We start from the raw sequence: 23,843 nt of genomic DNA on the forward strand, positions 1-23,843 counted from the left end.
ATATTATATGGCGCGAGATCGAGGCGGCGGCCTGAATAAGCGACATGGATATGTTACATACCGGTGTAACATATCTCCTCCCGCCCCTTCCCGGCAATGCGGTCGCCGGCGGCGATTCAACCGTCACTCGGGGTGGGGCATGTCATCCCGTGCCGGAATACCGGCGCGTTCTTTCTTATCGTCCGAAACAGGAGTGCCGCGGCGTCAGCGGCGTCAGCGGCGTCAGCGGCGTCAGCGGCGTCAGCGGCGCCACCGGCTCGCGCATGATCGGCGCAAACAGCGCTTCGACGGCCCCGGATCTGGTCCGGGGCCGTCGAAGCGAGGTAATTCCCCTAAAAATGCTGCTGCCGCTAGTCGAGCACCACGCCGGTCTCGGGCCGTTCGCGATAGAAGTCGCGAACGACCTGCCAGCCTTCTTCGGCGGTTTCGACGAATTTGAAGATGCTCATGTCGCGCGGCGACACCACGCCTTCCTCGACCAGCGCCTCGAAATTGACCACCCGGTTCCAGAAGTCCCGGCCATAGAGCAGCACCGGGATCGGCTGGATCTTGCCGGTCTGGATCAGGGTGAGCAGTTCGAACAGTTCGTCGAACGTGCCGAACCCGCCCGGGAAGGCGGCGAGCGCGCGGGCGTGGAGCAGGAAGTGCATCTTGCGCAGCGCGAAATAATGGAACTGAACGCTCAAGGATGGCGTCACATAGGGATTGGGCGCCTGCTCATGCGGCAGGACGATGTTGAGGCCGATCGATTCCTGGCCGACATCGGCGGCACCGCGATTGGCCGCTTCCATGATCGACGGGCCGCCGCCCGAGCAGACCACGAAATGGCGCTTGCCCTCGGTATCGCGAGGAAACTGGCTGGCTTTGGCGGCGAGTTCGCGCGCGACGTCGTAATATTTCGACTTGGCGATCAGGCTCTCGGCGATACGGATCGCCTCTTCGCCCTGCGCCAGTTCGAGCAATGCCTGTGCCTTGGCCGGTTCGGGGATTCGCGCCGAGCCGTAGAAGACGAAGGTTGAGGCGATATTGGCCTCGTCGAGCACCAACTGGGTCTTGAGCAGCTCAAGCTGGAAACGGACCGGACGCAAATCCTCGCGCAGCAGGAAATCAAGGTCCTGGAAGGCGAGCTTGTAAGCCGGATTTTCGGTTTGCGGGGTGCTGATGCCGGTCTTGGCGGTTTCGGCATCCTGGCGGGCGCGCGGAAAGACCCGCGACGGTACATGTGTATCACTCATCCCGGCACTTTAGAGCAAAGTGGCGGAGGTTAGAAGCGTTGTAGATTTGCCGGGTCGGATTCAGCCAAGGGCGTCGCCGCCAAAAACCAACTCAGCGGCAGAAGTTGGCGTGATCATCCTCGAGGTGCAGATGGTTGTAGTGCACCGCATTATAATCCGGGCTGAGCACCGTGCCGAGCCGCTTGCAGGCGGAGGCGCGGACCGTGCGCAGGAACGCCTGCACATCGCGGTCGTCCGATCGCCAGCCCTGCTCGATGCTGATGCGCCGCCCGTCGCGCAGCACAAAGGCCGAGACATCGACCGCATTAGCGATGGCGTGGCCCGATAATCGGCTGCTATTGCCCGCGCTGCCGACGATCTTGCGGCAGGCATAGGTGCCATAGGTTTCGATCTTCACCAGGTCGCTGCCGAGCATTTGCCGCGCGGCGGGCGCGACGCCATTGCGTGCCCAGCCGACAAAGGCCAGGGCAAGGCCGCAGCGCATGCCCTTTATGCCGGTCACCGGTACGCCGATATCGATCAGCTGCACCGTGCCGACCATGTTGCAGCCGCCGCCAAAGTCGCGATCGGGCAAGGGGCTGAACTGGATATTGTCGCGCGACAGATCCGCATAGCAGGCGCGTGTCTCGCGCGACGTCGGGAGGTCTACCCTCGCCGGCTGCGTGTCGCGCCGCGGTGCCGGGCGATCGTTGTCGCCGCCGCCGAACAGGCAGCCGGACAGCAATAGGGGGAGGAGCAGAACGAGCGCGCGATTCACTCGATTCGGCATAGCGCCGGCGCGATAAACGTCCAGCGGTCGAAGCGCTGTAATCGTTGTGCGGTGCGGAAAGTCCGATTGACACAAGACGCCACATCGCTAGGGCCGTCGACGGGCCACGCGGTCCCAACGCCGCGCGTGCTCTCTGTAAGGAGAGACTACATGACTGAGTTACCTGCGCACACTGCGCATGCTACGCTTGCGCAACCCGAACAGCCCGCTGTTCTCCCTGCGCGTCCCTATTTTTCCTCCGGTCCCTGCGCCAAGCCTCCCGGCTGGGCCGCCGCCAATCTGGCCACCGAATCGCTTGGGCGCTCACATCGCTCGAAGATCGGCAAGACCCGGCTGCAATATTGCATCGACCTGATGCGCGAACTGCTCAAGCTGCCCGACACCCACCGTATCGGCATCGTCCCCGGCTCCGACACCGGCGCGTTCGAGATGGCGATGTGGACCATGCTCGGCGCGAAGCCGGTCACCGCGCTGGCTTGGGAAAGCTTTGGCGAAGGCTGGGTGACCGATGCGGTCAAGCAGCTCGGGCTCGATCCCACCATCGTCCGTGCCGATTACGGCCAGCTGCCCGATCTGGGTCAGGTCGACTGGTCGAATGACGTGCTGTTCACCTGGAACGGCACCACGTCGGGCGTGCGCGTGCCGAATGGCGACTGGATTGCCGACGATCGTGCGGGTCTGAGCTTCGCCGACGCGACCAGCGCGGTGTTCGCTTATGACATTCCGTGGGACAAGATCGATGTCGCGACCTTCTCGTGGCAGAAAGTGCTGGGCGGCGAAGGCGGTCATGGCGTCCTGATCCTTGGTGCCCGCGCGGTCGGGCGGCTCGAAAATTACACGCCGAAATGGCCGCTGCCCAAGGTCTTCCGCCTGGTGTCGAAGGGCAAGCTGACCGAAGGCGTGTTCAAGGGCGAGACGATCAACACCCCGTCGATGCTCGCGGTCGAGGACGCCATTGCGGCGCTCGAATGGGGCAAGTCGGTCGGCGGCGCCGAAGGGCTGATCGCGCGGTCGGATGCCAATGCGGCGGCGCTCGACAAGATCGTGTCCGAGCGTTCATGGCTTGGCCATCTTGCTGCGGACGAAGCGTCGCGGTCGAAGACCAGCGTCTGCCTGACCGTCGAAGGTGCCGATGAGGCGATGATCAAGGCGTTCGCCGGCCTGCTCGAAAAGGCCGGCGCGGCCTATGACATCGCCGGCTATCGCGATGCCCCGGCCGGCCTGCGCATCTGGTGTGGTGCGACCGTCGACACCGCGGACATCGTCGCGCTCGGCCCATGGCTCGACTGGGCCTACGCGACCGTCACTGCCTGATCCTTCCCGTCATTCCCGCGAAAGCGGGAATCCCGCTGCCTTTCCCCGGACCGAAGAAGCGGGATCCCGCTTTCGTGGGGATGACGAAGACACAGAAAGCTACCCAAACCATGCCTAAAGTCCTCATTTCCGACCAGATGGATCCCAAAGCCGCGCAGATCTTCCGCGAACGCGGCGTCGAGGTCGACGAGATCACCGGCAAGACCCCGGAAGAACTGATCGCGATCATCGGCGACTATGATGGTCTTGCGATCCGCAGCTCGACCAAGGTGACCAAGGCGATCCTCGCCGCGGCGAAGAACCTCAAGGTGATCGGCCGTGCCGGGATCGGCGTCGACAATGTCGATATCCCCGCCGCGTCAGCGCAGGGCGTCGTCGTCATGAACACCCCGTTCGGCAATTCGATCACCACGGCGGAACATGCCATCGCGCTGATGTTCGCGCTTGCCCGCCAGCTGCCCGAAGCCGACGCGTCGACTCAAGCGGGCAAGTGGGAGAAGAACCGCTTCATGGGCGTCGAGCTGACCAGCAAGACGCTCGGCCTGATCGGTGCGGGCAATATCGGCTCGATCGTCGCCGATCGTGCGCGCGGACTGCGCATGAAGGTCGTCGCGTTCGATCCGTTCCTGACCCCGGAGCGCGCGATCGAAATGGGCGTGGAGAAAGTCACGCTCGAGGATCTGCTCGCGCGCGCCGATTTCATCACGTTGCACACACCGCTGACCGACCAGACGCGCAACATCCTGTCGGCGGAGAATCTGGCGAAGACCAAGCCGGGCGTGCGCATCATCAATTGCGCGCGGGGCGGACTGATCGACGAAGTGGCGCTGAAAGCGGGACTCGATTCGGGCCATATCGGTGGAGCGGCGCTCGACGTGTTCGTGACCGAGCCGGCCAAGGAAAGCCCGTTGTTCGGCACGGCGAACTTCGTGTCCACGCCGCATCTCGGCGCGTCGACCAATGAGGCGCAAGTCAATGTCGCGATCCAGGTCGCCGAGCAGATGGCCGATTATCTGGTGTCGGGCGGCGTGACCAATGCGCTCAACGTCCCGAGCCTGTCGGCTGAGGAAGCGCCGAAACTGAAGCCGTACATGGCGCTGGCCGAAAAGCTCGGCAGCCTGATCGGGCAGCTGGCGCACGGCGCGCTGTCGGGCATCGCGATCGAGGTCGAGGGCGCTGCCGCGTCGCTTAACCAGAAGCCGATCACCAGCGCCGTGCTCGCCGGGCTGATGCGCGTCCACACCGACACGGTGAATATGGTCAATGCGCCCTATCTGGCCAAGGAGCGCGGGATCGACGTGCGCGAGGTACGCCATGACCGCGAAGGCGATTACCACACGCTGCTGCGCGTGACGGTGAAGACCGATGCGGGCGACCGGTCGGTCGCGGGCACCTTGTTCGGCGATGCCGCGCCGCGTCTGGTCGAACTGTTCGGCATCAAGGTCGAAGCCGATCTCGCCGGCAATATGCTCTATGTCGTCAATGAGGACGCGCCCGGCTTTATCGGCCGGCTCGGCTCGCTGCTCGGCGAGGCGGAGGTCAATATCGGCACTTTCCACCTCGGTCGGCGCAATGCCGGCGGCGAGGCGATTCTGCTGCTGTCGGTCGACGAGCCGGTGACGCAGGACCTGCTTGCCAAGGTACGCGGCCTGTCGGGCGTGCGCACCGCAATGGGGCTGTCCTTCTGAACCTCAACCGGCATTCCGGCTTTGCGCCGGAATGCCGGTTAGTGCAGAGGGCTTCCGACATGACCCACGCACTGCTTCCCGAAGGTTTTCGTGACCGGCTGCCGCCGTTCGCCGATGCCGCCGCGCGTCTCGAACAGGCGATCCTCGGGGCGGCGCATTCCCATGGCTATGAGCGTGTCGATCCGGCGCTGGCCGAGTTCGAGGCAGGGCTGGCCGGCCGGCTCAAATCCGCACGGACCCAGGACGCGGTGCGCTTCGTCGATCCGGTCAGCCAGGCAACGCTGGCGATCCGCCCCGACATGACGGCGCAGATCGGGCGAATCGCGGCGACGCGCATGGGCCATCATCCGCGCCCGGTGCGGCTCGCTTATGCGGGGCCGGTGCTCAAGCTGCGTGCATCGCAGCTTCGTCCCGAGCGTGAACTGCGCCAGATCGGCTGCGAGCTGATTGGACTCGATACCGTCGCCGCGGCGCGCGAGATCGTCGAGGTCGTGGTCGAGGCGCTGGCCGCGGCAGGGGTCACTGGGGTGTCGATCGATTTCACCTTGCCCGACCTGGTCGATGTCCTTGCCGCCGGACCATTTCCGGTCGATGCGGGGCAGATCGATGCGTTGCGCGACCGGCTCGATGCCAAGGATGCCGGCGGCGTCGCGGCGATCGCGCCGGCCTATCTGCCGTTGATCGAGGCGGCTGGACCGTTCGAGGCGGCGCATAATCGGCTTTGCGCGTTCGACGCGGGCGGGACATTGACCTCGCGACTCGATGGATTGTGGAGCATCGCCGGGGGGCTCAAGGGCCGCGTCGCGCTGACGCTTGACCCGACCGAACGGCACGGGTTCGAGTATCAGACCTGGCTTGGCTTCTCGATCTTCGCCGATGGCGTGCTTGGCGAGATCGGGCGCGGCGGCAGCTACACCATCGTTCATGAGGACGGCGCCGAAGAAGCGGCGATCGGTTTCTCGCTCTATGCCGATGCGATCGTTGCGGCCGGGCTTGGCGATATCGATCGCCGCCGCCTGTTCGTTCCGCTCGGTACCGATCCTGCGCTGTCCGCCGCAATGCGTGGCCAGGGCTGGGTCGCCGTCACCGCGCTCGAAGCCGGCGATACGCCGGAAGCGCAACTCTGCACTCACATACTGGTCGGCAGCGAAGCCCGCCCACTCTAAGGATCTACCATGGCAAATGTAGCGGTCATCGGCGCCCAATGGGGCGATGAAGGCAAGGGCAAGATCGTCGACTGGCTGGCCGAGCGTGCCGATGTCGTGGTCCGTTTCCAGGGCGGGCACAATGCCGGCCATACGCTGGTCGTTGGCGAGAAGGTCTATAAGCTGTCGCTGCTGCCTTCGGGCATTGTGCGCGGGACGCCCTCGGTGATCGGCAATGGCGTGGTGCTCGATCCCTGGGCGCTCAAGGCCGAAGTCGAGAAGCTTGCCGGGCAGGGCGTGACGATCACCCCCGACACGCTGATGATCGCCGACAATTGCGCGCTGATCCTGCCGTTCCACCGCGATCTCGATTCGCTGCGCGAGGATGCGAGCGGCGCAGGCAAGATCGGCACGACGCGGCGCGGCATTGGCCCGGCCTATGAGGACAAGGTCGGCCGGCGCGCGATCCGCGTCTGCGACCTGGCGCATCTCGATGCGCTCGATGCGCAGCTCGACCGGCTCACCGCGCATCACGATGCGCTGCGTGCCGGGTTCGGCGAGCCGCCGATCGATCGCGCCGCGCTGGTCGAGGAACTGCGCGCGATCGCCGATTTCGTGCTGTCCTTCGCCAAGCCGGTATGGCGCAATCTCAACGAGGCGCGGTCGCGCGGCAAGCGCATCCTGTTCGAAGGCGCGCAGGGCGTGCTGCTCGATGTCGATCACGGCACCTATCCGTTCGTCACCTCGTCGAACACGATTTCCGGCACGGCGGCGGGTGGATCGGGGCTTGGCCCCAGCGCGGTCGGTTTCGTGCTCGGCATCGCCAAAGCTTATACGACACGAGTCGGTTCGGGGCCGTTCCCGACCGAGCTGGAGGACGAGACCGGCGAGCGGCTGGGCCAGCGCGGGCATGAATTCGGCACCGTCACTGGACGCAAGCGCCGTTGTGGCTGGTTCGATGCGGTGCTGGTGCGGCAATCTGCGGCGGTCGGCGGCATCACCGGCATTGCGCTGACCAAGATCGACGTGCTCGACGGCTTCGACGAAGTGAAGATCTGCACCGGATACCGGCTCGGCGAAGAGACACTGAACTATTTCCCGGCGCATGCCGCCGACCAGGCCCGGGTCGTGCCGATCTATGAGAGCATGCCGGGCTGGAGCGAGACCACGGCGGGTGCGCGCAGCTGGGCCGATTTGCCGGCGCAGGCGATCAAATATATCCGCCGCATCGAGGAGTTGATCCATTGTCCGGTGGCTCTGGTCTCGACCAGTCCGGAGCGCGAGGACACGATCCTGGTCCGCGATCCCTTCGCGGATTGAAACGTCCGGTCCTTCACATCCTCCGTGAAGGACCGGAAAAGCCTATTTCGGTTCGGTGCCGTTCGGCGCCGGAGTGGTCGGTCTGGTGGCAGCGTTGTCCATCGGCATGTCGTTGGTCATCGGCGTTTCGACTATCGCGTTGTTGGTTATGATGTTGTTGGTGGTCGACTGGCCTGGTGCGGTGGTCATGTTGGCCAGCGCGGCGGTCGACAGGCCAAGAACGGCCACACTCATCATCGTGGTAATACGCATAGGTCCAGCTCCCGTTATACCCTCCTGATCGAGGGATCTGGAAAGGAACGGCCCGGGTCGGGATACGGTCCGGTGTGGTGCTCGTCCTGTCGTAAGATTCGAACAATTTTCCCGTGAGGCAACTGCTTTTTCGGCTATATTGAGCCGAGCGTCGCAATTTCTGATCGACGCCACCTGGATTGGCAGGCGTCATTCGATCGGCGCGGCGAATTCGATACGACTCCAATGTTGATGGAAAGCGTACCTCAACGTTGGCAGGCGCGGTCATCCAGTGTCAGCGTTAGGCCACGTATCGACGCGTGAACCGTATCGCCCACGCGGCAGTTGAGGCGCGCAGCCAAAACGGATTTTGCTCCGAGGATGCCATTCTGACTTCGCGCTGTGACCACCACTTCGTCGGCATCCCATTTCGGGTTTATTTGCGGCGCAATACTGACCACGACCGCCCAAGTCTCGCGTTTCGGCTGTTCGGAGCAGGCCGTTAAAGCAAAGGTCCCTGCCAGCAGACTTAGTCGAACCGTTCGCATGGCCCATAGTGAGTGGTTTCGGGAGCGTCCGCAACTGTCCAATCGCGGCTGCGACCCGTTTCTGGAAAAGGGCTCTAGCGTGGGCGAACGGCAGGATTCGAGCCGCCTTCTGCCCGGCCAGTTTAAGTCGGTAAACGCCATTCCAGCGGTACGGTGAATTCGATGCGGGTGCCCGGCACTTCCTGCGGGGCGGCGGGATAGGGGGAGGCGCGTGACAGCATTGCTTGTCCCTCTTCGTCGAGCGCGGGAAAGCCCGAGCGTTCGATCACCCGGCCCTCGAGCAACTGGCCCTGGCGATCGAGGGTGAAGCGGACCCGCACCACGCCTTCCTCCCGCCGCATGCGCGAGCGGCGCGGATAGGTCTTGTGCGCGTAGAGCCAGGAGCGAATCCTGGCGGCATAGCTGCGGCTGTTGCCGGCCGGTGCGCTGCTGTCGAAGCTGTCCGCTGCGCCCTTGCGCGGCGGCGGTGCGGTGCTCGCCGCGGCGTCTGCCGATGCTACCGATGCCGCCGGGGCGGGTTCGGATACCGCGGCGGGTTGTGCCGCGGCATGGGCGGCCACGACCGACAGGGCGGGCGGGGTGACTGGCAGTGGCGGGGCCGGCAGAATGGCCTTGGCGTTTGGGAGAGGTACGGGCGGCGGAACCGGAGCGGCGGGTTGCGGCTGCTCCTGTTCCGCCTGCTGGTCGTCTTGCGCGTCTTCCGCCCCTAACGGCACGGCCAGCGACATGACCGTCAACGCGGCCGCCTCCTTGCGCGCGCGCTGCTGGCCGATGCCGAGTTGCAGCAGCCCGAGCAGCAACAGCCCGTTGACCGCCAGCGAACAGATGGCGGGAAGGCCAAGGTGGAAAGACCCCTTCATCGCCCGCTAGAAGGTCTTTGCGACCGTGAACTTGAACGTCTGTCCCTCGGCTGCGAGCGACGACAGATGGCGTCGGAACGCCTTGTCGAAGACATTGTCGGCGGCGATGCGGAATTCGAACCCTTCGGCCGCGCCGCTCCGCGGCTTGAATGCGAAGAACAGGTTGTGGACGTTATAGCCCGGCGTCGCCAATCCGGATCCCGCCGATGAGAAAGCCCCGGTGTTGACCTTGTTCTGGCGTTCGGCGAACTCGCCGGTCCAGCCGCCCGACAAGCCGGTTCTGGCATCGGCATAACCGAGCGTCAGGCGATAATCATTGGCCGGGATGGTGTTCAGATATTTGCCCGTCAGCCGATCCTTGCCGTTGATGAAGGACATGTTGCCGCGCGCGAAGAAACCGCCAATGCCATATTCCGCCTCGACCTCGACGCCGGTGAAGCGCGAGCGGCCGACATTGGTGAAATAGGGTGTTCCGGCGACCCCGGCGGCGTTGATGATCAGGTCCTTCACATTGTTGCGGAAGACCGTGGTCTTCAGCCGCAGCTTGTCGGTTCGTCCGGCCAGTCCGTCGAACGACAGCGTGAAGCCCGCTTCGTAATTGTCGGACGTTTCGGGGCGCAGATCGGGGTTCGACGGGCGCGTCGCGCTGCGCGTGAAGATCTCGTCGATATTGGGCATGCGCACCGTGCGTGCGGCCGACCCGAAGACACCGAGCCAGTCAGTGAGCGAATAGATCGCCGCGATCTTGGGCGACACGCCGCTGTCCTTCACGCGCCTGGTCAGCACGGTGCCGCCGACGACCGTCGCGCCGGGCTTCAGGTCGGTCCAGTCGACCCGTGCGCCGGGGATGATCATCAGTTTGTCCGACCAGGAAATTTCGAGCTGCGCGAACAGGCCGTATTTGGTCATATCGCCTTCGGGATGCGTGCCCGCGCCCGGCGTCACCGTGCCGTTGAAGGCCACGCGCGGGTTGCGGCGCTGCTGTTCGTTCCATTGCGCACCGACGATCAGGAAGCTGGTCCAGTCGCCGCCCAGGTCGAACTTGCTGGTGTTCTGCAGCCTGCCCTGCCAGCCCTTATAGGAAAAGTCGGAATGATCGAGATTGGCGCCGAGGAACGTCGTCTCGGTCTGGTGCACCAGCGTATTGGTGTAGGACAGCTGCGCCTCGACATTGAGCAGCTTGCTGCCGTCGAAATCGTTGACATAGCCAAGCACTGCGGTCTTGTCGTGGACGCGGCGGCGCATCAGCGAACTGCCGGTCGCGGCCGAAATCTGGTCATAGACTTGCGGCCCGTCGCTCACCCAGTCCTGATAGGAAGCAAAGATCGCATGCTTGCGATTGCCGCCGATCGAGACGCGGCCCTTGAGCAGGAAATTGTCCGACTGGGCGGAGGAGGCTGGCACGACCTTGCCGTTGCCGTCCTTGTAATCCTTGCTGCGCCGGTAGTTGTAATTGCCCAGCAACTCTACGCCGCTCAGTGGCTCGACCGCGACGATGCCCGACAGGGTATGACCTTCGGCATTGGTTTCGGTCGCGGCCTTCAGCCTGACCGCGAGCGGGTCGCCATCCTTGAGAAAGTCCGACGCGTCCTTGGTGGTGAAGTTGATCACTCCAGCCAAGGCGCCCGCGCCGTACAGCGTGGAGGAGGCCGGGCCACGCAGCACCTCGACCCGCTTGTACAGTTCGGGCTCGCTGAAAAAGGCGCCCATGCGATATTGTTCGTAGAATTTGGTCACGCCATCGACCGTGATCAGGATGCGATTGTCGGAATCGCCGATCGCGGTGCCCATGCCGCGAATGTTGAAGCCCTGTCCCAGCGCGCCGACGCCGCCTTGGACATTCACGCCCGGTATTCCTTCCAGCAGGTCGCCCATGGTGCTTGCCTGGGTCTGGTCGATATCGTCCTGATCGAGCACGGTGACGGCCTGGGGCGTGTCGATCGCGACCTTTTCGGCGCCAGCGGAAATGACGAGGCGGTCGAGCGAGAGCTGAGTGGTCTCTGCATCCGCAGCCGCGCTGTCCTGTGCATGAGCGGGCGCTGCAAGTGTCAGCAGTGCGATGCCCGCGAGAAGCGGCGCTTTCCTGTTCATCATCATTGGTCCCCGGATCGTCCGGGCCGTTGGTTCGACCCGGACCGCGGCGCTCACCTACAGGGAAAATACGATATTGCAAGTGATTCTCAATATCGATATTGAGCAGGCCGAAGGGGATATTTCATGAAGCCGTTGATGAATTCCGTCGCCTTGGCCGCAATGGCCATGGCAGTTTTTGGGGGCGCCGCCGCTAGCGCCCATATGCCCTATGTTCTCCCGACGTCGTTCGATGTGGGTAAGGGCGATCACGTAACGGTTGAATCATCCTTCGCGGAGGATGCGTTCGTGCCGGAAGTGGCGATGCGCGACGCGCCCTTCCATCTGCTCGGGCCGGACGGCGCACGCGGTGATGTCGGACCCGTGACCTATTTGCGCGACCTGTCGATCTTCGAGGCGGACCTCAAGCGCGACGGCACTTACCGCATCACCACCGGGCAGCGCGCGGGTCGCAAGGGCACGATGTATCGCGAGGGCGAGAAATGGGTGGTGCGCGGTGAAGGCGGCGGCGCGGTGCCGAACGGCGTCACGCTGGTCGAGGTGCAGAGCATGACGCTGGCCGATGCCTATGTGACACGCGGCCAGCCGACCCAAGCGGCACTCAAGCCGATCGGGGCTGCGCTGGAAATCCAGGCGGTGACTCATCCCAACAGCATCAGTGCGGGCGCTGCGGCCAGTTTCGTGCTGCTGTTCGACGGCAAGCCGCTGGCCGATGCCGATGTGACCTTGTTCCGCAGCGCGGGCGTGCATGACGGCCGCAAGGTCGCAGCGCAGACCAAGAGCGACAATGCCGGCCGCTTCACCCTCAAGCCCGACGATGCCGGCACCTATCTGATCCTGGTGCGCCACCGCAGCGCGGCGCCGGCCGGGGCTGAAACGCCCTGGCGCAGCTACACCTATACACTTGCCTTCGATGCGGCCTGAACCGCGCGCCCTTTTCACAGGAGTCATGACAATGAAATCGATCTTCACCGCGGCGGCGGTCGCCACCGTCATTCTTGCCGCACCGCTCGCCGCCGCGCCGCATGACGGCAAAAACTTCATCGCCGACTATGATATGAATGGCGATGGCCAGGTGACTCGCGCTGAATTCGATGCGGTCCGCACCGCGCGGTTCAATGCCACCGACAGCAACAAGGATGGCTGGGTTTCAGATGCGGAGTATCTCGCCGAATATTCCGCGCGGCTCGAAAAGCAGCTCGCCGCGTCTACGCTCAGCGAGGAGAAGAAGACCGAAGAGCGTCAGCGCCAGATCCGCCAGACCCATGTCCGCTTCGGCGTGCTGGACAAGGACAAGGATCAGAAAATGCAGAAGGCGGAATATGACGCGTCGGGTGAACGCTCCTTTGCAGGAATGGACGATGACAAGAATGCCGTGGTGACGGCCACCGATGTCGCGGCCGTGGCGTCCAAACAGGCCGCCCGCGACGCCGCACGGGCCACAGCCGATGGTGCCACCACCGGGTGATGCCGGCTCCCCGGTCCGGGCCGGGGAACAGCATCCTATCGCTTCAGCCGCATTGGGCGCGGTGGAGCAATTTCTGGTCGGCCAGCACCAGCGCGACCATTGCCTCGACCACCGGGGCGCCGCGAATGCCGACACAGGGATCGTGGCGGCCCTTGGTGGCGATTTCGGTCGCTTCGCCATTGCGGTCGATCGTTTCGACCGGCGTCAGGATCGAGCTGGTCGGCTTGAATGCGACGCGCAGGCGCACCGGCTGGCCGGTCGCGATCCCGCCGGCAATGCCGCCGGCATGGTTGGCGAGGAATTCGGGGCCGTCCGGGCCGGGGCGCATGGCGTCGGCATTATCCTCACCGCGCAATTTCGCCGCATCGAAGCCGTCGCCGATCTCGACGCCCTTGACCGCATTGATGCTCATGCATGCCGAGGCGAGTTCGGCATCGAGCTTGGCATAAAGCGGCGCGCCCCAGCCGGCGGGAACGCCGGTCGCTTCGCACGCGATCACCGCGCCGAGCGACGATCCCGCCTTGCGCGCGCCATCGACCAGCGCTTCCCAGCGCGCCGCAGCGGCAGCATCGGGGCAGAAAAAGGGATTGGCGTCGATCTGGTGCGCATCGAAATTGGCCGGGTCGATCGCGTCGCCGCCGATCGCCTCGACCCAGGCGCGAATCCGGACTTCGGGGATGACCAGCCGCGCAACCGCGCCGGCGGCGACCCGCGCCGCCGTCTCGCGCGCGGAGGATCGTCCGCCGCCGCGATAGTCGCGAAAGCCGTATTTCGCATCATAGGCATAGTCGGCATGGCCCGGGCGATAGGCCAAGGCGACGTTGGAATAATCCTTCGAGCGCTGGTCGACATTCTCGATCATCAGGCTGATCGGCGTGCCTGTGGTCCGGCCCTCGAACACGCCGGACAGGATGCGGACCTGATCGGGTTCCTGACGCTGCGTGGTGAAGCGCGAGGTGCCCGGGCGGCGTTTGTCGAGGAAAGGCTGGATATCCGCCTCCGACAGGCTCAGCCCCGGCGGGCAGCCATCGACCACCGCGCCGAGCGCGGGTCCATGCGATTCGCCCCAGGTGGTGAACCGGAACACCCGACCGAAGGTATTGAAGCTCATGCGCTGGTTCCGGTATCGATCAGTTCGAGCCGATTGCCGAACGGATCTTCGGTGAAGAAGCGCCGATGGCCGCCGACGGGCGAGTCAGTACGGATGGGATAGCCGGCAGCCGTCAGTCGCGCCTCGAGCACGGCAAGATCATCCGTGGCGAGCGCGATATGCGCCTTCTTCGCTGCCGTGAAGTCCGGATCGACGCCAAGATGAAGCTGCTGGTCGCCAAGCGCGAACCAGCATCCGCCGCGTCCCACCAGTTCCGCCGGCTTGGGCAATTCCGTCAGTTCGAGCACGTCCCCGAAAAAGCGGCGGGCCGCCGCTTCGCCGCCCGCCGGAACGGCGATCTGAACATGGTCGAGCGTCAGCGCCATCATGCCAGTGCGATATCAGGCGCGTCCTCGGCCTTCATGCCGATCACATTATAGCCGGCATCGACATGATGCGTTTCGCCGGTCACGCCGCTGGCGAGATCGCTGAGCAGATACAGCGCCGAGCCGCCGACATCCTCGATCGTCACGTTGCGCTTCAATGGGCTGTTGAGCTCGTTCCATTTCAGGATCAGGCGGAAATCGCCGATGCCCGATGCGGCGAGCGTCTTGATCGGCCCGGCCGAGATCGCATTGACGCGGATATTGTCGCGGCCGAGATCGACCGCGAGATATTGCACGCTGGTCTCGAGCGCCGCCTTGGCCACGCCCATCACGTTATAATGGGGGATGACCTTTTCCGCGCCATAATAGCTGAGCGTCAGCAGACTGCCGCCGTTCGGCATCAGTTTCGCCGCGCGCTGCGCGACCGCGACGAACGAATAGACCGAGACGTTCATGGTCATCAGGAAATTGTCGAGGCTGGTATCGACATAGCCGCCGCGCAATTCGTTCTTGTCGGAAAAACCGATCGCATGGACCACGAAGTCGATGGTCGGCCATACCTCGCCAAGCCTGGCGAAGGTCATGTCCAGCGCGGCCATGTCGGACACATCGCAATCGATCAGGAACGGGCCGTTGGTTCCGTCCGTGCCGGCGTTGCCGAGCGATTCGGCAAGCGGGCGCACCCGCTTCTCCATCGCTTCGCCCTGGTAGCTAAAGGCCAGTTCCGCACCGGCTTCGCTCAATTTCTTGGCGATCCCCCAGGCGAGCGAACGATCATTGGCGAGGCCCATGATCAGCCCGCGCTTGCCCTTCATCAAATCATTCACGCCGTCGTCGCCTCCTGTGTGTCGCGACCCTCCTCTACTCCGTCATCATCGCTTTCGGCTAGAGCCGCATTCAACTGCGCGCCGACAACAAGACCCAAACCGACAAAGAAAAAGAAAATCAGCGCAATCATCACGCCCGCGAGACTGCCATATGTCCGGTCATAACTGCCCAATGTGCCCAGGATCGGCGGCAGCAACGCCGTCACCAGCAGCCACCAGCCGGCGGTGAAGGCCGCGCCGGGCCATTTCGGGCATTTGCTCTCGCGATACTTTCGCGGGGTGAGCGAATAGAACAGCATGTAGAGCGCGACGAACAGCGCGATGGCCGGCGCGATCCGGGTCAGCGACACGATATTCGCCGCCCCCGCCGCGAAGGGCAGGACGCGCAGGATGAATTGTTCGACCGCCAGCAGCATGACCTGGAAGCTGAACGCGATCAGCGTGAGGATCAGCGAGGCGAGGATCAGCCCGATCGACCAGAGCCGGTACTGCCAGAAGGGGCGGACGAACTGCACGCCATAGGCGCGGCGCAATATGTCGCGGATCGTCTCGGTAAAGCTCGCCGTGGTCCACAGCCCGACGATCGCGCCGAACCACAGCAGCGACCCCGACCGGGCGTTCAGCACGTCATGGATCGGCGTCTGCAGCACCGCGGCGACGCCCGGCGGGACGGTGTGGAGAAAGGCGTTGACGGTGTGCAGCCCTTCCTCGGTCCGCCCGAACAGCCGCGCCACCGCCGCCGCGACGATGAAGAAGGGAAAGAGCGTCAGCAGCGACAGATAGGCAAGGTTGCCGGCATGGACGAAGCCGTCGTTGAACACGCCGACCGCGACGCGCTTGACCACTTCGCGCGCGTAACTGCCGGGTCGGACAAAAGCGAGATGACGGCTCAGCCTGAGGCGTCCCCCATCGTGCCGCTTGAGGCGCTGCTCGGGGGATTCGGGTGAGACGTCCTTCACGATTGGGCTTAGACGCCCATGCCGCCACGCGGGTTCCCGGTATCGCGATCCTTCCAGCCACGCACGAATTCGACCAGCGCGTCATCGCCGACCGGCAGGTCGACCATCAGCGTGACGAGCTGATCGCCGCGCGTGCCGCCCTTGCCGTGAAAACCGCGGCCGCGCAGGCGCAAGGTCTTGCCCGAGGTCGAGCCGGCCGGAACGGTCAGCATTACCGCGCCCTCGACCGTCGGCACGCGCACCGACGCGCCAAGCACCGCTTCCGACAGGCTGATCGGCAAGTCGATCCGCACATCGTCGCCGACGCGGGTGAAGAAGCGATGCGACTGGACGGCGATGGTGACGATGCCGTCGCCGGCCCCGCCCGCACCGATCTGGCCCTTGCCCGCGAGCCGCATCTGCGTGCCGTTCTCGACCCCGGCGGGAAGCTTGAGGTCGATCGTCTTGCCATCGGCGAGCGCGATGCGCTGCGGCGCCAGCGTTGCCGCATCGACGAACGGCACGGTCAATTTATAGGCGATGTTCGCGCCCTTGGGCTGAGGCTTGTTGCGCCCGAAGCCGCCAAAGCCGCTGGCGAAACCGCCGCGCCCGGACGACTGGCCGAACAACCCCTCGAACAGGTCGTTGACGTCGGACGGGTCGCCGCCAAAGCCGAAATCGGCGCCGCCGCCCGGCCCAGGCTTGAAGCCGCCCTGGCCACCGCCGCCATTGCCGAAGCCGAAGGGCGACGCCGGATTGCCGTCGCCGTCGATCTCACCGCGATCGAAGCGCGCGCGCTTGTCCTTGTCGTTGAGCAGGTCATAGGCGTTGGTCGCCTGCGAAAAGCGCTCGGTCGCCTTGGGGTTGTCCTTGTTGCGATCGGGATGGAGCTCCTTGGCGAGCTTCCGATAGGCTTTCTTGATGTCGGCCTCGCTGGCGGTGCGCGGCACACCCAGCGTTGCGTAAGGATCGGCCATTGTGGCTCCGGTGGTTCAGGTCTTCGGGATCTATTTGGGGTATTCGGCGGATGAGTGCAATTCGCGCGGGCTTTAATCAGGCCATGGCGGCGATCACCGGCGCGACATCCACGCTGACATCCATCTTCTGCGCGCCCGACCCGAGCACGATGCCGTCGATCGGCGCGATCTCGGCATAGTCGCGACCGATCGCCATGACGATATGGTCGCCGGCCATCCAGATGCCGTTGGTCGGATCGACCCCGACCCAGCCAAGATCGGGTCCGCACCATAGCAGCACCCAGGCATGAGTCGCGTCGGCGCCGACCAGCCGGTCCTGACCCGGCGGCGGAATGGTGCGGATATAGCCCGAGGCATAGGCGGCGGGCAGGCCGGCGGCGCGCAGGCCGGTGATCATGATCTGCGCGAAGTCCTGGCACACGCCGCGACGCTTGAGGAACGCGTCGTGCGGCGGCGTGTCGACCAGAGTCGCTTCGGCGTCGAAGTCGAACTCCCGCTGGATGCGCCGGGCGAGCGCGATCGCGGCGTCGAGGCAGGGCCGGTCGGGATCGAGGTCGATCGCACACCATTCGGCGATGTCATGGTCGAGCGGGATCAGCGGCGAGGGGAACATATAGCTGGCCGGGCCGGCGGGAGAGGCGTCGCGGCTGGCGCGCGCGGCGGCGGCGATCCGCGCCAGGCTGGGGTCGCCGGGCGCGGGCATCGGCACCGGGCGGTCGACCGCGATGCGCGAGACGCTTTCGATGACGAGATGGCGCACCGGCTCCTCGACCACCAGCCGCATGACATTGGCGAGACCGGCCTCGGCACGGGCGGGCGCATAACGACCGGAGGGCGAGATGCCGAGGCGGTAGCTCTCCAGCGTCTGGCCGGACCAGTGGATCGGTTTCAGCCGCAGATTGCAGCGCGCGAACTTCACGCTGGCGCCGTAATCGAACCGGGTGACGTGGCGGATGTCGTAGATCATTGGGGCGCTGTCTCGCTCAGTGCTGTCATCCCCGCGAAAGCGGGGATCCCGCTTCTGCTGAGACATCTGAGAAGAAGCGGGATCCCCGCTTTCGCGGGGATGACGGTGGGAATTAACGTCATGCCAGCGTCATTCCCGCCGCGCGCAAGGGTTCGGCACCCTGCAGGAAATAGCGCCGCGCGATCGCGTCGGAGAGGGTGAACAGGCCGCGTTCGAGATCGCCCAGCACCTCTTCGTCAAGGCTCGCCGCGGTGGCGGTCGACACGATCGCGACCAGCCGGGCGGCGAGCGCCTGTTGCGGCTCGTTCATGCCATCATCCTCGAGCACCGGCAGCGCGCGGAGATGGTCGCAGAGATGATCGACCTGGAAGGCCAGCGACCGCGGATTGCCCGGATCGAGCGCGACCAGATCGACCACCGGGATACGCGCGATGCCGGTCAGATAGCGCTGGCGATAGCTGATCTGGCTGTCGGCGAGGTCGAGCAGAGTCGACAAATCGTCGATGCTGCCGTGCGGCATGCCGAAAGCGCGTAGCGCCCGGGTCACGGCGAGCGCACGTTCGATCCGGCGGCCGAGATCATGGAAGCGCCAAGCCGCGGTCCGGCCCATATGCTCGGCCGACAGGCCCGACAGCGCGGCATAACGGCGCTGCAGCGATCCGGCACGGTCGAGCATGCCGCCCCGCGTCGGGAAGGGCGCGTCGAGCAGCTTGACCATGTCGGCCGACAGCCGGTCGCGCGAGCCTTGCCCGATGCCGCAGGCCAGCCGGTTGATCGCGCGGACGCTATGCCATTGCGCGTCGGCCTCCAGCGCGGTTCGGGTAAAGGTGGCGAGGTCGGCGCGGCGCAGGCTGGCCGGATGCGGCGCGCCGCCACCGTTCACGACCAGGCCGACCAGCCGTCCGACGGTCTGCGGCCCGAGCGCCGCGCCGGCATCGGCATCGATCGAATTGCCCAGCATCACGCGGATCACGTTGAGCAGCGCCTGGCCGCGTTCGAGATAGCGGCCGAGCCAGAAGAAATTATCCGCGACGCGGCTCGGCAAGGTGCCGGGATTGCGCCGGACATGGACCGAATCGGTCGCCGGCAGCAGCGAGACGGGCGCGACCGTCTCGGCGCCATGGACGACGACGTCGGCCGACCAGCTGCCTTCGCCCATCACCGATGCGCGGGGATCGGGATGCTCGCCGATGCGGGCGAAGCCGCCGGGCATCACCGTCCAGCCGCCGTCCGCACCGCGCGCGGCGAACACGCGCAGCGTGAAGGGGCGGGCGACCAGCGCGGCATCGGCGACGACCGGCATGGTCGACAGCCGGACGATTTCCTGGCCGACATAATCCTGCGGCCGGCGCACCATGTCCGCCATCAGTGCCGCGCGCGCCGCGCCGGTGATCTCCGACCCCGGCAGCGGCTCGCCGCCGGGCAGGCCGAGCGGCGCGACCCCGAAGGCGGGGCCGATCAGCATCGAATCGAAATCCTCGATCACATGCGCGCGTTCATTGTCCTGGCCGCACCACCAGGTGGCGATATTGGGCAGCAACAGGTCGCGCCCGGTCAGGCGCATCGCGAGTTGCGGCAGGAACGCGCCGAATGCGGGCGATTCGAGCACGCCGACGCCCGGCGCATTGGAGATGACCACTTCGCCCGCCGCCATCGCATCGACCAGGCCGGCGACGCCGATCTTCGAATGCGAATCGAACGCCAGCGGATCGAGCATGCGCGGGTCGGCACGATGCCACAGCGCATCGACTCGCTTCAGCCCGCCGATCGTGCGGACATACAGCTTGTCCTCAAGCACCGCGAGATCGGCGCCCTCGACCAGCAACAGGCCGAGATAGCGCGCGAGATGCGCCTGTTCGGTATAGCTTGGGCTGAACCGCCCCGGGGTGAGCAGGCCGATGCGCGGTTCGACACGGCGGCACATCGCGGCGAGCCCGTCGCGGAATGCCGCGAAAAAGGGTGCGTGGCGCTCGACATTGAGCCGGGACTGCAGCCCGCCCAATGTGCGCGACACGGCCAGCCGGTTCTCCAGCGCGTACCCGGCGCCGGCGGGCGCGCGGAGATGATCGGCCAGCACGCGCCATTCGCCGGTCGGCCCGCGCCCGAGGTCGATCGCGATGAAGTGCAACTGATGGCCGCCGGGCGGCACCAGCCCGGCCATCGGGCGCAGGAAGAACGGGCTGCCGCCAACCAGCGCGGCGGGAATCAGCCCGCGTTCGACCAGTTTCGCATCGCCATAGAGATCCTCGAGAATGCTCTCCATCAATTCGGCGCGCTGGACGACGCCAGCCGAAATGCCCTGCCATTCCTTGCTGTCGATCAGCAGCGGGACGGGCGAAACCGGCCAGGGACGCTCCTCGCTTTCACCGATGATGCGGAAGCCGGTGCCGATATCCTCGGCATGGCGCTGTGCGCGTTCGCGGGCATGGGCGAGGTCGTCGCCGGCGACGGCGGCCAGTTCCTCGAACATCGCGGTCCAGGCCGGATCGTCGTGATTCGCGCAAAGCACGTCACCCTGGAGCTTCTGACCGCAATAGTCGGCGATCCACCGCGCGGCATGCGTGCCTGGATCGAGCAGGGAAGGCGCGGCAAGGGTGGCCATGGGCTCTACCGGTCGCGCCCTGCTGGGCCGCGTCTTGGATCTGTCCGCGCCATTGTCGTTCCCCGCACTTCATGGCGACTCGACCACAATCCCTTCGCGGGTGCAACAAGCTTGTCGCTGGCGTTGCGGTCCCGGCGGCCGGCGCCGATTCTCATTTGATTCGCGATCCGTCCCGAAATCGCCCCGCAATCGCAGCCCCGGGCGCGTCCGACCGCCGCCCAAACTCCCGCAGCTGCGGGAGTTGTTGCGGGAGTTTCTGGGGGAAAATGGTTTTTGAGGGTTCTGCGGGAGTCTGCGGGAAAAGCTGCGGGAGTTTTGATGGATCCGCACGGGAGTTTTTCCACTGTGCTGCGGGAGTAACGGGAAATGGAGCGGGGGGACTCATGGCCTGATCTTTTTCCGGTTCTGTTCGATTCAAACGGTTCGTCGGATGAGCGTATCGGTGACGTGCGCCGCACTCACGCCGGAGAACCGATCTGCCCGGGAAGCGATATGACACTGCCCATTGGCGATGTGAATCGAACGCGCGGACCGTGGTGCCGCGCGGCACCGTTCATCGCGCCGGCAACGGCGTATCCGCCGCGATTGCCGATCAGCCCTGAATCGCGTCGGTGACGATCACCCGGTCGATCAGCGTGTCGTCGACCGGCACCTGGCCGTCGAGCATCAGCATCGCCAGCCCGTGTGCGATCGCCCAGGCCTGAAGCGCGATCACTTGCGCATCGCCGCCTTTGCCCTTTGCCAGCAACGCCGCGTTGGCGCGCAGGAACGCCATCGCGTCATCCTCATGACTTTTGGGTTGCAGCTGGATCGAGGCGGGATTGGCGAAGATCAATCGGAACAGGGCCGGATTGGCGAGCGCGAACCGGACATAGGCTGCCCCGGTCGCGCCGAACCCGGCGACGCCGCCGCCCGCCGCATCCGATGCGGCGTGCTGCACGACCGCCAGCCGCGCCAGTCCATCGGCGGCAAGCGCCGCCATCAGCGCGCCCTTGTCGGGGAAATGGCGATAGACCGCGGTCGCGCTGACCCCGACCGCGCGCGCCACCTCGCGCAGCGACAGGTCGTCCGCGGTGCGCGTCTCGAGCAGGGTGAGGCCGGCGTCGATCAGCGCCGCGCGCAGATCGCCATGGTGATAGGCCTTTTTCGGCGCCGCAGTTTCCAATGTTGACACCGTTACCTTTTACATCCTATGTGAACACCGTCAACTTCTGGACATGCACGTCCGCAATTGGGAGGCCATAATGGCAGGCATGATCGAAACCGCAATCCGCAGCACGGTGACCAAGGGGATCGGCGTTGTCGCCGAATTCAACCGCAAGCGGCTGGATACCGATGTCGACCATCCCTTCCTGACCGGCATCCACCAGCCAATGGCCGAGGAACTGACGCTGGAGGATCTGCCGGTGACGGGCACGATCCCGGCGATCCTCGATGGCCGCTATCTGCGCATCGGCCCGAACCCGGTCGCCCCCGATCCGGCCGGTTATCACTGGTTCACCGGCGACGGCATGGTTCATGGCCTGGCGATACGGGAGGGCAAGGCGCTGTGGTATCGCAACCGCTGGATCAAGTCGCTGCGGGTCGCGAGCGGCCTGGGCACGCCCGCCGCACCGGGGCCGCGCCATGGCGGTTTCGACACGGTGAACACCAATGTGCTGGCGATCGGCGACCGCACCTTCGCGCTGGTCGAGGCCGGGAGCTATCCGGTCGAGCTGTCGGACACGCTGGACGAGCAGACCTACAACCCGTTCGACGATACGCTGATGGGCAGCTTCACCGCGCATCCGCACCGCGACGCGCTGACCGGCGAACAGCATGCCATTGCCTATGAAGCGACCGATCCCGAGACGATCCGCCACATCGTCATTTCGCCCGAGGGGCGGGTGGTGCGTGAGGAACCGATCAAGGTGAAGTACGGACCCTCGATCCATGATTGCGCCATTACCGCGCGGTTCGCGGTGATCCTCGACTTGCCGGTGACCTTCTCGATGAAGTCGCTGATCGCCGGGCACAGCTTCCCCTATCGCTGGAATCCCGACCACCAGGCGCGGATCGGTCTGTTGCCGCGAAACGGCCGGGGCAGCGAGACGATCTGGGTCAATGTCGATCCCTGCTATATCTTCCACGTCGCCAATGCGTTCGACTTGCCCGATGGGCGGGTGGTGCTGGATGCGGTGGTCTATGGCACGATGTTCGCCGACAGCAATCTTGGCCCGGACGCCATGTCGCGCGGGCTGGAACGCTGGACGATCGATCCGGCGACCGGCACGGTCGAGCGCCGCACGATCGACGCCACGCCGCAGGAATTTCCCCGCCCCGACGAACGCCGGTTCGGCCGGCCCTATCGCTATGCCTATACGCTGGGCCTGCCCGAGCATGCCGACAGCTTCATTGGCGCGACCTTCATCCTGAAGCATGACCTGGAGACGGGCGGGCGCGAGGTGCATGATTTCGGTGCGGGCCGGTATCCGGGCGAATTCGTCTTCGTACCGGCCGGCGACGATGCGGCCGAGGATGAAGGCTGGCTGATCGGCCTGGTCGTCGACTTGCCGCACCAGACCACTGATCTGGTCATTCTCGACGCCCGGTCCTTCGCGGGCGAACCGGTGGCGAGCATTCACTTGCCGCACCGGGTCCCGCCGGGCTTTCACGGCAATTGGCTGGCGGCCTGAGGGCGCGGATAGGCTGAGCGTCACCGGTCTTCCCGTTCGTTTGAGCGAAGTCGAGAAACTGTGCGCAGCTTTGTGGCCTGTTTCTCGACTTCGCTCGAAACGAACGGGGGAGGAGAGGTCGTATTCCGCGACATGGTCGTGTCGTCGCGATCCGGTGGTTGACGGAAAACACCGGTTTCCCGACGCCTGATCCTGTGTTAGATGTTCCCTCTATGTTCTATGACAGGCGGGAGCGAGCCAATGTCTTTAAGCTATGTGATGATCGGGTCGAATGACGTCACCAGAGCGCGGACCTATTTCGATGCGGTGTTGCCACTGATCGGTGGGGCGATTGTCGCCGATTATATGCCGCACGCCTTTTGCTATGGGTTGCGCGGCGGCGGACGGGTTTGGGTCGCACCGCCACATGACCAGGATGTTGCGACGCCGGGCAACGGCAATATGGTCGGGTTGCTGTGCGAAAGCGAAGCCGACGTGCAGGCGGTACATGCGGCGGCGCTGGCCAATGGCGGCACCAATGAGGGCGATCCGGGTCCCCGCCCGCAATATGGCCCCGACTTTTACGGCGCCTATGTCCGGGACCTTGATGGCAACAAGATGAGCTTCGTCTATTTCGGTGGATCGGAATAAGGCTCGCGCCGGGCGTTGATCTCCCTGCCATCGACCGTCGAAGCGCTGAGTGATGCGCTCACCAACCCCTGAGGCTGCAATT

The 23,843-nt window shown here is 65.2% G+C and carries 21 protein-coding genes; 8 read left to right on the plus strand and 13 right to left on the minus strand.

What is annotated here, in order from left to right; translation table 11 throughout:
• Positions 1-350: 350 nt before the first annotated feature.
• A complete protein-coding gene (locus OO12_RS19110; protein WP_034160338.1) occupies positions 351-1,235 on the minus strand; it encodes a TIGR00730 family Rossman fold protein in 885 nt (294 codons plus the stop codon).
• Positions 1,236-1,326: 91 nt separating this feature from the next.
• On the minus strand, positions 1,327-1,992 hold the full coding sequence (locus tag OO12_RS19115; RefSeq protein ID WP_443024582.1) for an extensin family protein: 666 nt from the start codon (positions 1,990-1,992) through the stop codon (positions 1,327-1,329).
• Positions 1,993-2,154: 162 nt separating this feature from the next.
• Between OO12_RS19115 and OO12_RS19120 the strand changes: the two genes are divergently transcribed.
• From OO12_RS19120 to OO12_RS19135, 4 genes are all read left to right on the plus strand, one after another.
• The gene (locus OO12_RS19120) at positions 2,155-3,318 is read left to right on the plus strand and encodes a phosphoserine transaminase (protein WP_034160340.1); all 1,164 of its coding nucleotides are present in this window, start codon (positions 2,155-2,157) and stop codon (positions 3,316-3,318) included.
• 110 nt (positions 3,319-3,428) lie between these two features.
• Complete coding sequence (gene serA / locus OO12_RS19125; protein WP_034160341.1) at positions 3,429-5,006, plus strand: phosphoglycerate dehydrogenase; 1,578 nt, start codon at positions 3,429-3,431, stop codon at positions 5,004-5,006.
• A gap of 59 nt (positions 5,007-5,065) precedes the next feature.
• Positions 5,066-6,172, plus strand: coding sequence for an ATP phosphoribosyltransferase regulatory subunit (locus OO12_RS19130; protein WP_034160342.1), 1,107 nt, complete (start codon positions 5,066-5,068; stop codon positions 6,170-6,172).
• Between the two features lie 9 nt (positions 6,173-6,181).
• Positions 6,182-7,471, plus strand: coding sequence for an adenylosuccinate synthase (locus tag OO12_RS19135; RefSeq protein ID WP_034160343.1), 1,290 nt, complete (start codon positions 6,182-6,184; stop codon positions 7,469-7,471).
• A gap of 42 nt (positions 7,472-7,513) precedes the next feature.
• Here OO12_RS19135 and OO12_RS19140 read toward each other — a convergent pair whose 3' ends face one another.
• From OO12_RS19140 to OO12_RS19150, 3 genes are all read right to left on the minus strand, one after another.
• On the minus strand, positions 7,514-7,723 hold the full coding sequence (locus OO12_RS19140; RefSeq protein ID WP_034160344.1) for a hypothetical protein: 210 nt from the start codon (positions 7,721-7,723) through the stop codon (positions 7,514-7,516).
• 649 nt (positions 7,724-8,372) lie between these two features.
• The gene (locus OO12_RS19145) at positions 8,373-9,110 is read right to left on the minus strand and encodes an energy transducer TonB (RefSeq protein ID WP_034160345.1); all 738 of its coding nucleotides are present in this window, start codon (positions 9,108-9,110) and stop codon (positions 8,373-8,375) included.
• 6 nt (positions 9,111-9,116) lie between these two features.
• Complete coding sequence (locus OO12_RS19150) at positions 9,117-11,201, minus strand: TonB-dependent receptor domain-containing protein (protein ID WP_235364885.1); 2,085 nt, start codon at positions 11,199-11,201, stop codon at positions 9,117-9,119.
• Between the two features lie 204 nt (positions 11,202-11,405).
• Between OO12_RS19150 and OO12_RS19155 the strand changes: the two genes are divergently transcribed.
• Positions 11,406-12,125 (plus strand): DUF4198 domain-containing protein, encoded by a 720-nt coding sequence (locus tag OO12_RS19155; protein ID WP_235364887.1) that lies wholly within the window; start codon positions 11,406-11,408, stop codon positions 12,123-12,125.
• Between the two features lie 31 nt (positions 12,126-12,156).
• Entirely contained in the window at positions 12,157-12,669 is a 513-nt protein-coding gene (locus OO12_RS19160) for a hypothetical protein (protein ID WP_235364888.1), read from the plus strand.
• A 43-nt stretch (positions 12,670-12,712) separates the two neighbouring features.
• On the opposite strand, the gene aroC is transcribed toward OO12_RS19160, so the two are convergent.
• The 8 genes from aroC to OO12_RS19200 all read right to left on the minus strand — a co-directional run bounded on the left by aroC (position 12,713) and on the right by OO12_RS19200 (position 21,630).
• Positions 12,713-13,780 carry a chorismate synthase gene (gene aroC / locus OO12_RS19165; protein ID WP_034160347.1) on the minus strand — a complete coding sequence of 356 codons (1,068 nt, stop codon included), beginning with the start codon at positions 13,778-13,780 and terminating at the stop codon, positions 12,713-12,715.
• On the minus strand, positions 13,777-14,148 hold the full coding sequence (locus tag OO12_RS19170) for a VOC family protein (protein ID WP_034160348.1): 372 nt from the start codon (positions 14,146-14,148) through the stop codon (positions 13,777-13,779). The genes aroC and OO12_RS19170 overlap by 4 nt, the downstream gene beginning before the upstream one ends.
• Entirely contained in the window at positions 14,145-14,972 is an 828-nt protein-coding gene (fabI, locus tag OO12_RS19175; RefSeq protein WP_082006657.1) for an enoyl-ACP reductase FabI, read from the minus strand. The genes OO12_RS19170 and fabI overlap by 4 nt, the downstream gene beginning before the upstream one ends.
• On the minus strand, positions 14,969-15,931 hold the full coding sequence (locus OO12_RS19180) for a YihY/virulence factor BrkB family protein (protein WP_034160350.1): 963 nt from the start codon (positions 15,929-15,931) through the stop codon (positions 14,969-14,971). The genes fabI and OO12_RS19180 overlap by 4 nt, the downstream gene beginning before the upstream one ends.
• Positions 15,932-15,939: 8 nt before the next feature.
• Entirely contained in the window at positions 15,940-16,887 is a 948-nt protein-coding gene (locus tag OO12_RS19185; protein ID WP_034160351.1) for a DnaJ C-terminal domain-containing protein, read from the minus strand.
• 76 nt (positions 16,888-16,963) lie between these two features.
• Complete coding sequence (locus OO12_RS19190; protein WP_034160352.1) at positions 16,964-17,854, minus strand: transglutaminase family protein; 891 nt, start codon at positions 17,852-17,854, stop codon at positions 16,964-16,966.
• 118 nt (positions 17,855-17,972) lie between these two features.
• Positions 17,973-20,456 carry a circularly permuted type 2 ATP-grasp protein gene (locus tag OO12_RS19195; RefSeq protein WP_034160353.1) on the minus strand — a complete coding sequence of 828 codons (2,484 nt, stop codon included), beginning with the start codon at positions 20,454-20,456 and terminating at the stop codon, positions 17,973-17,975.
• Positions 20,457-21,048: 592 nt separating this feature from the next.
• Entirely contained in the window at positions 21,049-21,630 is a 582-nt protein-coding gene (locus tag OO12_RS19200) for a TetR/AcrR family transcriptional regulator (RefSeq protein ID WP_082006658.1), read from the minus strand.
• A gap of 70 nt (positions 21,631-21,700) precedes the next feature.
• Here OO12_RS19200 and OO12_RS19205 point away from each other — a divergent pair, with 70 nt between their 5' ends.
• Together OO12_RS19205 and OO12_RS19210 are read left to right on the plus strand one after the other, a co-directional pair.
• The gene (locus tag OO12_RS19205; protein WP_034160355.1) at positions 21,701-23,131 is read left to right on the plus strand and encodes an 8'-apo-carotenoid 13,14-cleaving dioxygenase; all 1,431 of its coding nucleotides are present in this window, start codon (positions 21,701-21,703) and stop codon (positions 23,129-23,131) included.
• Positions 23,132-23,371: 240 nt separating this feature from the next.
• Complete coding sequence (locus OO12_RS19210) at positions 23,372-23,761, plus strand: VOC family protein (protein ID WP_034160356.1); 390 nt, start codon at positions 23,372-23,374, stop codon at positions 23,759-23,761.
• The last annotated feature ends 82 nt before the right edge of the window (positions 23,762-23,843 follow it).

Origin of the sequence: Sphingomonas sp. ERG5 (genome assembly GCF_000803065.1) — a bacterium.
Lineage (GTDB): Bacteria > Pseudomonadota > Alphaproteobacteria > Sphingomonadales > Sphingomonadaceae > Sphingomonas.